Below are 9,026 nucleotides of genomic sequence, written 5' to 3' on the forward strand. Positions count from 1 at the left end.
GCTCAGCCCCCGCTCACCGGCGGCAGGATCGCCACCCGGCCATCGTCGGGCAGCGCCTCGTGGTCGCGCAGCACGCGTTGCTGGTCGGCGAATGCCGAGTAATCCAGCAAGCCGGCACGGAAACCCGGCCAACGCAGCGGCAGCAGCTCGCGCAGCGCCTGGCGCAGATCGGCCACGGTGCCACCGGCTACATCCACGGCGATCTCGCGGCTGGCATCCAGATCGGAAAACGCACCGAACAATTGCAGATTCACCTGTCTCATCACGGCTCCTGGCTCGCCAGCTGCACAGGGTCCTGATGACCCCAGCCCTGCACGCGCACTGGCGTGCCGGCAGGGGCGAGACCGCCCTCGCCGTCCAGCACCACCCAGGCGTTGGCCTGCAGCATGGACATCAAACGGAACGACTCCTGCCCTGCCAGCACGCGCGCACTCAGGCGGCCCTGCGCGTCCACTTCCACCCGGGCCCGCGCATGGAAGCGCAGGCCCGGCGGCGTGCGCACGTCGGCCTGCAGCGGCAACATCAGCACCTGCTCCGGTGCCAGCCCCAGCAGGCGGCGCAGCACCGGCTCGACAAAGAAGCGCTGGCCCACCGCAGCCGACACCGGGTTGCCCGGCAGGCCGAAATACAGCGTGCCATTGGGCAGCACCGCGAACAGCAACGGCTTGCCGGGGCGGATCGCCACCTTGTGGAACACGATGCGCGCACCGCGGCCGCGCAGCGCGTCGGGAATGAAATCGTAGCGGCCGGCCGACACCGCGCCGGTGCTGATCAACAGCTGCGCACCCGCGTCCAGCGCTTGATCCAGTACGGCATTGAAGGCGGCCACCTCATCGCCCACCGTGCCCTGCCAGACCACCTCGGCACCGGCGGCCTGCAGGCGGCCGACCAGGTATGGCCGGTTGCTGTCACGGATCTGCCCGGATTCCAGCGCCTGCGCCGCCTCGGTCACCAGCTCCTTGCCGGTGGCGATCACCGCTGCCTTTGGCCGCGCCACCACCGCCACCTCGCCCACGCCGATCGCATGCAGCAAGGTGCGCGCGTTGATGTCCAGCACCTGCCCGGCCTGCAGCACACGCTCGCCGTCGCTCACATCTTCGCCGCACAGGCGCACGTTCTGGCCCGGCTTCACCGATGCCTTCAGGGCGATGCGGGTCGGGCGTCCATCTTCGCTGGTGAGGATCTCCACATTCTCGACCGGCACCACCGTATCCAGGCCAACCGGCATGCGCGCACCGGTCATGATTTCCCAGGCACCCTCGCCGCCGTCGGCACCGGCATCGCCCGCCGCCTGCCAGCCCTGCACCCCGAATTCGGTACCGGCCTCGAACGTCGCGCCGTTGGCGCGCAGCGCGAAGCCGTCCATCGCCGAATTGTCGAACGGCGGCAGCGACTGTGCGCTGTGGATGTCACGGGCCAGCGTGCGGCCCGCGGCCTCGTGCAGCGGCAGGCGTTCGGCCGGCAGCGGCGTGGCCGCGTCCAGCAGGTGCTGCAAGGCATCGCTGTAGGGGATCATGCGTGGCCATCCCCCTCGACCATCGCCAGGGCGTGGCCCAGTACCGGCGCCAGGATGTCCAGGCACTGCGCCGCCGCCTTCGGGCTGCCCGGCAATGCAAACACCAGCATGTTGCCCAGCTGCACCACCTCGGCGCGGCTCAGCCAGGCCATCGGCGTGTGCTGTGCGCTCAGTGCCCGCACCATCTGCGCCAGGCCATGCACCGGCCGCGCATTCAACGAACGCAGCGCCTCCGGGGTCAGGTCACGCGGGCCCAGCCCGGTACCACCGGTACACAGGCACAGGCGCACGCCCTCGGCGGCCAAGGACTGCAGGCGGCTGGCCAACGGCTCGATGCCATCGAGCAGCACTTCGGTGACCACCACCTCGCCACCCAGCTTCTTCAGCCCGGTCACCAGGGTCGGTCCAGAGATATCCTCATAGGTGCCTTCGCTGGCGCGATCGCTCAGCGTGATCACCGCGCAGGCCGCGCCTTCCAGGCCCTTCGGCGCACGCGGCTTGAACCGCTCACGCTCGGCCTCGTCCATGCCGTCCGGGTGCAGCCAGACACCGCGCTTGCCGCCCTCCTTGAACAGCAGGCGGATGCCTTCGATGCGCAACGCCGGCTCCACCGGCTTGCTCAGGTCGTACAGGGTCAGCAGCGCCGCGTTGACGCCGGCCAGTGCCTCCATCTCCACGCCGGTGCGCGCCTCGCTGGCGCACTCGCACCACACGCGGATCGCCTGCCGTTCCGGTACCGGCGCGCAGAACACCTGCACCAGTTCCAGCGGCAGCGGGTGGCACAGCGGCATCAGCATCGAGGCCATCTTGGCGCCCTGCAGGCCGGCAATCTCGGCCATCACCAGCGCATCGCCCTTGGGCAGGCGGCGCTCGACAATCAGCGGATAGGCCACTGGACCGGCATGCAGCTCGCCCACCGCCACCGCACGGCGGCGGCTGATGCGCTTGTTGCGCACATCGGCCATGTGGAAGGCCGCGTTCAATTCCCCACTCATCGTGTTGCTCATCCTCCGATGGAGGCCAGGTGCGGGGTCAGCCCGGTCTGGCCCTGGTGCAGTCCATGCCCGGCCGCTTTCAGGCCAAGCTGGGTGGTGATGCGTGCCAGCAGCGCGTCGTGGTCCTCATCGCGCTGCAGCAGCGGGCGCAGCGGTACGCCGAACTCGCCGAACAGGCACAGCCGCAGGTCGCCCTTGGCGGTCACCCGCAGGCGGTTGCAGCCCTTGCAGAAGTCACGCGAATACGGGGCGATGATGCCGATGCTGCCGCGATGGTCGGGGTGGCCGAACTCGCGCGCCGGGCCGGCGTCGGCCGCGCGCGGACGCTCGTGCCAGCCCGCGGCCAGCAGCTGCTCGACCACCACGTCGGCGCGCAGGTGGTAGCGCTGGAAATAGGCTTCGTTGTCGCCGGTGCGCATCAGCTCGATGAAGCGCACGCTGAAGGGGCGGTCACGCAGGTAGTCCATCCACTGCGGCAGCTCGTCGTCGTTCAGGCCCCGCAGCAGTACCGCGTTGAGCTTGATCGCCGGCAGGCCCAACGCCTGCGCCAGGGCCAGGCCCTGCTGGATCTCCGGCAGGCGGTCGTGCCCGGTGATGGTGTGGAAACGCTCGCGTTGCAGGCTGTCCATGCTCACGTTCAGCGCGGTCAGCCCGGCCCGGTGCCAACCCGGCAGGCGCCGCGGAAGCAGCGTGCCATTGGTGGTGATGGCCACCTTGCGGATGCCCGGCACCGCCGCCACGGTGGCGATGATCTCATCCAGATCCTTGCGCAGGCTGGGCTCGCCGCCGGTCAGGCGGATCTTGCTCATGCCCAGCGCCGCGAAGGCCCGCACCAGGCGGCCGATCTCATCCACCTGCAGGAAACGCGGGCGGCCGTCGGCCTGGTACCCGTCGGGCAGGCAGTAGCTGCACCGGAAGTTGCAGGCTTCGGTGAGCGACAAGCGCAGGTACGGAAAGCTGCGTCCGAAGCTGTCGGTGAGTTGGCTCATGGCTGTTCCGCCTCCTGGTACCACCCTGCAGCCCTGCCCCTGAACGGGTTGTCGACCCCAACCCGCAGAGTGCGCTGGGGCGTTGAAAGCGTCAACCCGGGACAGCCCGCAGGCTGAATTGGCGCCGCCTGTCGTGATAGGCCCTCCCCGCCCGTCCCGTTCGCCGTGACAACCTCGACACATGTCGCAGATTGCACGTTGCGGGCGGATCACTACGCCAGCCAGCACTGGCGGGGCTTAGCAGCGTAGGACAATGTCAAAAGCGTCTCCAATCGAGTGATGTTTACAACTCTTCTGATTGGCATTGCACAGCGCCAGGGGCTCAGATGGCGTGCCACCGGAAAAGGGTGGCCGGGCTTCGAACACCCGAGTTGATGTTGATGTATGCGCTTGCCAGCCGGCGCCACCCTAGCGTGGCGCCGGCTGGCAATCCGTCTGCCGGCTATGGCGGGCGGTGCGTGGGGGCCTTCGGGCCCACCGGACTGACATCAACCCGGTGTTCGAACCACGTACCGTCCGCCACTTTTATGGGTGGCGGCTACCGATTGCCCTGCACGGAGCCTTGCCATGAACGAATCGGACCTCCCGCATCTGCACGCCCACCGCAGCACCGCCGGCGACGACGGTTCGCCTCCGGCTGCGCCAACAGTGGACAGGAACACCTTCATTGCCAATCTCCACCGCATCGGCTCCGGTGCTGCGGCCGACGGACAACCCTGGCCGGAGCGTCACCAGCTGCCCGGGCGCTGCCTGGCCCTGGCCGACGCCGATTGCGCGTTGAGCGGGTTGCGGGTGGTGCTGGAAATGCTGCTGGCGGCCGAACGCACCCGTCAGAACGGCGAACCCGGGCAGTACGTGGGCGACCGGGTGATGGAGGGGTTGGTCATGGCCTGCCAGTCGTTGTGCGCCCAGGCGGTGGGGCGGTTGCAGCCCGAAGGGTGAAGGCCATCTGCAATGCCATTCAACGAGGATCGCTTCCCGCCCGACACGCCGTCGGCGCAGCGCCCTTGTCCGGGGGAATCGCGTGTACATTCCAGCGCTCTGCCAAAGCGCGTTCGACGCGGACAGAAAATGACCGTGCCTCGGCGGGCATCTTCCCTTCAGAAAAGCCGATAGCTATCTCGAAGCGATCCAATCCGAGGTTCCCCGCCTCCAGTCCAGAGCCATCTTCCCGCTTCACTCCGACGTAGACGACGGGGCGCTTCATGTCCACCTTTGCCCTGGCAAGCTGGCGATCCAATTCAGCGCTGCCATCAAAGAACTGCATTCCTTCGTCGTTGGCGATAGAGCTGAGGGTCTGCTTGAACCGCTTCAAGCCGTCTTGGTCATGCACACAGAACTGGATCATCTTGAAGGGCCGCTTTCCTAGAGCCCATGCGCCGCCAGAGAATCCAAGTCCGACTCCAATCAGAAGTAGTGCTGTCAGGATCCTCACCATCATCAAGGCCCCAATATGCAAGGTGTGGCGGCCAACGCCGCCGCAGAGTCAAAAATCATGACCCCAAGCACATCTCCGCTCGGTCTTCTCAGGCCGCTTCCCCTGAATGAGGGAGACCTTGTCGGGCGTGAGGAATCTGGGCACGGAATGTCCTTCAGGGCACTGCACCCGCCATCGGCAGATGCTCGATCCGCCATGTCCTGGCGTAGATAAGAATTACGCTTCCGGTCGAGGTGGTCTCGATACGGAAACACTTCAGGCCGGACAACGGATAGCCGACCGCCTTCCAACGATCAAGAAGATGAGCAAGCCCCGGCTCGTCGTCCTCGACCCTGGCGAACTCTATTCCCTCCTCCCCCAGTACGCCGAAGTTCATGAGCGCCGAGCACCCGTAGGCTTCCGAGAAGCAGACGGTTGCCTGCCGGCCGTCCGGCCAGCGCACGTGGACCTTTACCTCATCGCATACGCCTGGATTCCTTCTATCGATGTTGATAGCCAGCAACGTGGCGTCACACCATTCGAGCGCGTTGAAATCTTTCATCTACTGGAATTCCCCAAACCCATACAACAGAACGACCGAATCACCGCCGCCATCATTGCTGCGGCGTGTACGGGGTATTTCTTCAGCCTCGCAACGCCCTACTTCACGCAAGACGCCTTCAACGCGTGCCTAGCCTGTGCTGATCCAACATTGGCCGACACCAGTTGATCGACGAGTTGACAAGGGATTCTCTGTTCCCCGTGCATAGGGACGACAAACAGATCCCCATTGTCCCTCGTTGTGTCCAACGCAACCCAAACCCTCGCTTGCGCGTCTACAGAGAACCCCGCGAGCAGATGCCCGCCCCCTTCTTCATAGATCAGGTCGCCAACCGGCTGGCGTCTGTACTCCAGCTCGGCGCTTTGCAAAGCGGCATAAACCGGCTTCTCGCCCAGCTCACCTCGTTGGAGTTTGCGAAATGAAAACAGCGCCGCACCTGTGAGAAGGATGAGGAGCAACACGTAAATGAATCTCATGGACTAGATTCCCCATCAGAGCTCTGGGATGCGCGAGGACGATCGCCGGTCACCGCTCCTGAAGCTCCCCAAGATTGAGATCCCGGGCATATGACCGCCGACTACTGATCTGTACTTCTTTGGATGCGAACCTCCGGCCATCCCTGCATTCGACGGCGAATTGGTAGCTTCTGGGTTCCGGCCCTGCAACGACCATCATGGGGACCGAGAATGTGCTTCCAACCGGTTTCGACGAAACTACACCTTCGTCCTCCCCGAGCATACTCAGCTCACAATCTAGAGCGCGAACGTCACCCTGACCTGGCGGCACGCTTCCCGAGACGCGCACGACCATATCGCCACCCGATGTTGCACAGCCCGCCAGAACCAGACCGGTCATGACAGCGGCGGCACACCTCACTTTGGCATCCCCGAATCCTCAGTACGCACTGCGACGTCTCACGCCGATGGCCATTCAGGGACGCATCAATCTCATCAATAGATACCCGCCATGATACGAATGTAGTCGTCGAGCGAATCCACCCGCCGATCGACTGCAATACCACGTTTTTTTGCGAGCGATTGAAGCTCGAATATCAACACCCCATACCCCGAGTCCCAACCATGAGCTTCACCAGGCGACAGTTCCTTCGAAAATCGATCTCCAGGACGGAGCTTCCCGGAGGGCAAACGAAGCTCGTCTGCAACATGCTCCAGCAGCTCCACTACGATTTCCTGATCCAGGCCACTCTCCGCATAGTATCGGTCATAGAAGCCAGTTGGCGACAGCGCCTCTCTTTCTCTCAGTTTGTCTTTCATTTCCCTTCGCCTCTATCCACCGCCTGCGCTGCAGCCACAATAGACCATGGAGCCGATATCCCATAGGTCCTCCCGCACAGTCGTCACCGCGGCCCAGCAATCTTCCTGCCGAACGCCTGGGTGCTTGAAGCTTGCCGGACCATCCGATCTTCTTACACGGCCCTCCCATTCGTGAACACGGACAAGTGGCAAGGTCGATTTGACACATACCCGAACCCACACGACGCTCGGCCGGAAAGTGCCGAATCAGGCACCGGGAAAGGAGATCGCCACGTGCCACTCACGCATTTCGCTTACTGGGTGAGACCGCCCAGCCACCTATAACTTTATTCCGCTGTAAACAAGGCCCAGCTCTTCATCGCGCATGACCCAGCGGCCAGCATTTCCCTCCGGACACAGATAGAACTTGCCGCCATAGCTTGACGCTCGCGACCACGCGTTGCGGGCAAACGGAGGAAATCTCCGCATGACTCGCGCGTCGGACATCTCCGGCCTGCTCACCAGCCTACATTCTTCGGGCAAAGCAAGAACCCCGCTGGTCAGGCGGAAAACCAGCCATGATTCATTTGTGTCCATGTCGTGCGACTCGCGTATGTTGACTGCATCCTCAGGCAACCATGAAGGCAACCATTTCGATTCACCGATTGCTTGTCTTGAGACGGCTTGATTGCGGTCTGCATACTCGGTGCTGGCAACTTCCATGCAACCAGAAAGTGCGATTGACAGCATCACGACTGGGAGCAGCTTGGGAGCGTACATTTGAGGCGTCCAAATCATCAGTAGGGGAAGTTTCCACCGGGACGATAGCTCCCGCACATCTGCGAGCAACTCCCCGTACGACTCATTTGTCCAGATGATCGTCCGAGGCGATTTGCCAACTGATCCGCAGCGGAGTCAGCGGCAGAGTCGCCCTTGATGTTTTGATCGAACCACTATAGTTGTAAAACAACCCGCTCGCATCCGTGGCCTGCTGGCCCAGGAAGCGCAGCGCCAGCTCAAACGCCACACCATCGCCATCCGGGTCGGCACTCGGAATCTGGTTGCCGAACACCTCGCTCTTGTTGCTCCACTCCCAGATCGAGACGTTCCGTACCGGGTCGATCACCACGCGCGGCGTACCTAGGTGATCCGGCTGGACGTAGGCCAGTTCCGGCACGCCGGTACTCGGCACATTGATCAGCGCCACCGGGTAGTTGTCCAGCCAGATGGCCTGCTGTTGCGCCTGGCCCGTGATGGTTGGTTGCCGGATGGGTGTGGCTCTCGCTTCCTGCCAAGATGGTCAGTGTGGTGCGATTGCCAGTATCGGTAGGCAGAGGTCCCAATCGGCCTGCTGGAGAACTTTAATTAGCGGACGTAACATTAGCTCACAGTCCCCAGAAGCCATCCCAGATCAAGCGCCACCAAGATTTGGCTATTCGGGCCGCTTCACTTGGCTTTCTTGTGAGAGCCATAATGACCCATACGGTGCTTCCGCCCATGATGACTAGCGCAACCAACGTCATTAGCGCGGGGCTTATGTGCCTATAAAACCACCAGCCTAGGAGGACCAGGATCATCAAAGCAACATAGCGGAGCAGCAATCCAGTTTTCATAGTCCTATGGTTCCTACTTCCTGCAAGAATTCCCTTGGCTTATGGACAGCCTCCTTAACGTGCTTCTCCATAATATCAATCCAAAAAGGCTCACCGGGGTCATCTGACTCAGTTCCCCAAGGCAACAAACCCGAGTATGTCTTCAGGACGTCGCCCCTCGAATAGTTGCTACTGTCTTCACAGGCTGCCTCCGCCCACTGCTGCTCGGCGCGAGCCCACGCCTTCTGGCCACTAGTGATGTTCCAGACGCCCAGCCCAATACTTGCGGAGCCCGGTGCGGCAGTCACTACTGCCCCCTCCATGCCAAGTCCTCCAGCGATCCTCAGCGTACCCGAAGCAAGTAAGCGCCCAGCATTGATCGCATTCCCAATTGCGACGGCTGTCTTGTGCACGTTCCTTAACCCCAACGGGTCTATTAAGCTAAGTGAATTTCCGCCAACGTATCCGTATGTGCTGATCCCGCCCCTGAGTCCAATGCGATCACTCTGCGAATACCGCCCCACTGCAGGGTCGTATTCCCGCTGATAGTTGTAGAACAATCCACTCGCATCCGTCGCCTGCTGCCCCGGGAAGCGCAGCGCCAGCTCGAACGCCACACCATCTCCATCCGGATCAGCGCTCGGAATCTGGTTCCCGAACACCTCGCTCTTGTTGCTCCACTCCCAGATCGCGACATCGCGC

The 9,026-nt window shown here is 63.1% G+C and carries 11 protein-coding genes and 1 pseudogene; 1 reads left to right on the forward strand and 11 read right to left on the reverse strand.

Annotation, left to right across the window (positions count from 1 at the left end; all coding sequences use genetic code 11):
* Window positions 1-2 precede the first annotated feature (2 nt).
* From AC5P7I_RS20040 to moaA, 4 genes are read right to left on the reverse strand one after another with little or no spacing between them, the layout of a single operon-like run.
* Window positions 3-263 (reverse strand): MoaD/ThiS family protein, encoded by a 261-nt coding sequence (locus AC5P7I_RS20040; RefSeq protein ID WP_005409914.1) that lies wholly within the window; start codon window positions 261-263, stop codon window positions 3-5.
* Window positions 263-1,516: a molybdopterin molybdotransferase MoeA gene (locus AC5P7I_RS20045; protein WP_262088180.1), complete on the reverse strand. Its 1,254-nt coding sequence runs from the start codon at window positions 1,514-1,516 to the stop codon at window positions 263-265. The genes AC5P7I_RS20040 and AC5P7I_RS20045 overlap by 1 nt, the downstream gene beginning before the upstream one ends.
* Entirely contained in the window at window positions 1,513-2,511 is a 999-nt protein-coding gene (gene moaCB, locus AC5P7I_RS20050) for a bifunctional molybdenum cofactor biosynthesis protein MoaC/MoaB (protein WP_262088181.1), read from the reverse strand. The genes AC5P7I_RS20045 and moaCB overlap by 4 nt, the downstream gene beginning before the upstream one ends.
* 8 nt (window positions 2,512-2,519) lie before the next feature.
* Window positions 2,520-3,500 (reverse strand): GTP 3',8-cyclase MoaA, encoded by a 981-nt coding sequence (gene moaA, locus AC5P7I_RS20055; RefSeq protein WP_197557433.1) that lies wholly within the window; start codon window positions 3,498-3,500, stop codon window positions 2,520-2,522.
* A gap of 567 nt (window positions 3,501-4,067) precedes the next feature.
* On the opposite strand from moaA, the gene AC5P7I_RS20060 reads away from it, so the two are divergent.
* Window positions 4,068-4,442 carry a hypothetical protein gene (locus AC5P7I_RS20060; protein ID WP_262088182.1) on the forward strand — a complete coding sequence of 125 codons (375 nt, stop codon included), beginning with the start codon at window positions 4,068-4,070 and terminating at the stop codon, window positions 4,440-4,442.
* Between the two features lie 19 nt (window positions 4,443-4,461).
* Here AC5P7I_RS20060 and AC5P7I_RS20065 read toward each other — a convergent pair whose 3' ends face one another.
* From AC5P7I_RS20065 to AC5P7I_RS20095, 7 genes and pseudogenes are all read right to left on the reverse strand, one after another.
* Complete coding sequence (locus AC5P7I_RS20065) at window positions 4,462-4,848, reverse strand: hypothetical protein (protein ID WP_262219360.1); 387 nt, start codon at window positions 4,846-4,848, stop codon at window positions 4,462-4,464.
* Between the two features lie 244 nt (window positions 4,849-5,092).
* Window positions 5,093-5,479, reverse strand: coding sequence for a hypothetical protein (locus AC5P7I_RS20070; RefSeq protein WP_262088184.1), 387 nt, complete (start codon window positions 5,477-5,479; stop codon window positions 5,093-5,095).
* Between the two features lie 98 nt (window positions 5,480-5,577).
* Window positions 5,578-5,955: a hypothetical protein gene (locus tag AC5P7I_RS20075; protein WP_262088185.1), complete on the reverse strand. Its 378-nt coding sequence runs from the start codon at window positions 5,953-5,955 to the stop codon at window positions 5,578-5,580.
* A gap of 474 nt (window positions 5,956-6,429) precedes the next feature.
* Window positions 6,430-6,753, reverse strand: a complete 324-nt coding sequence (locus tag AC5P7I_RS20080) for a hypothetical protein (RefSeq protein WP_169410444.1) — start codon at window positions 6,751-6,753, stop codon at window positions 6,430-6,432.
* A gap of 318 nt (window positions 6,754-7,071) precedes the next feature.
* On the reverse strand, window positions 7,072-7,512 hold the full coding sequence (locus tag AC5P7I_RS20085) for a YbbD-related protein (RefSeq protein ID WP_141098601.1): 441 nt from the start codon (window positions 7,510-7,512) through the stop codon (window positions 7,072-7,074).
* Between the two features lie 175 nt (window positions 7,513-7,687).
* Window positions 7,688-7,984, reverse strand: a pseudogene (locus AC5P7I_RS20090) (hypothetical protein); the annotation flags it as partial.
* Window positions 7,985-8,341: 357 nt separating this feature from the next.
* Window positions 8,342-9,026 (reverse strand): RHS repeat-associated core domain-containing protein (locus AC5P7I_RS20095; RefSeq protein ID WP_495222176.1); only part of this gene is annotated, 685 nt, incomplete at its 5' end.

The sequence above is a fragment of the Stenotrophomonas sp. YJH_SMC_138 genome (genome assembly GCF_059369855.1).

Excerpts from the sequence above, each read along its gene's own strand:
- AC5P7I_RS20040 (WP_005409914.1), bottom strand. The coding sequence starts at position 263 with ATGAGACAGGTGAATCTGCAATTGTTCGGTGCGTTTTCCGATCTGGAT.
- AC5P7I_RS20045 (WP_262088180.1), bottom strand. The coding sequence starts at position 1,516 with ATGATCCCCTACAGCGATGCCTTGCAGCACCTGCTGGACGCGGCCACG.
- moaCB (WP_262088181.1), bottom strand. The coding sequence starts at position 2,511 with ATGAGTGGGGAATTGAACGCGGCCTTCCACATGGCCGATGTGCGCAAC.
- moaA (WP_197557433.1), bottom strand. The coding sequence starts at position 3,500 with ATGAGCCAACTCACCGACAGCTTCGGACGCAGCTTTCCGTACCTGCGC.
- AC5P7I_RS20060 (WP_262088182.1), top strand. The coding sequence starts at position 4,068 with ATGAACGAATCGGACCTCCCGCATCTGCACGCCCACCGCAGCACCGCC.
- AC5P7I_RS20065 (WP_262219360.1), bottom strand. The coding sequence starts at position 4,848 with ATGATCCAGTTCTGTGTGCATGACCAAGACGGCTTGAAGCGGTTCAAG.
- AC5P7I_RS20070 (WP_262088184.1), bottom strand. The coding sequence starts at position 5,479 with ATGAAAGATTTCAACGCGCTCGAATGGTGTGACGCCACGTTGCTGGCT.
- AC5P7I_RS20075 (WP_262088185.1), bottom strand. The coding sequence starts at position 5,955 with ATGAGATTCATTTACGTGTTGCTCCTCATCCTTCTCACAGGTGCGGCG.
- AC5P7I_RS20080 (WP_169410444.1), bottom strand. The coding sequence starts at position 6,753 with ATGAAAGACAAACTGAGAGAAAGAGAGGCGCTGTCGCCAACTGGCTTC.
- AC5P7I_RS20085 (WP_141098601.1), bottom strand. The coding sequence starts at position 7,512 with ATGTACGCTCCCAAGCTGCTCCCAGTCGTGATGCTGTCAATCGCACTT.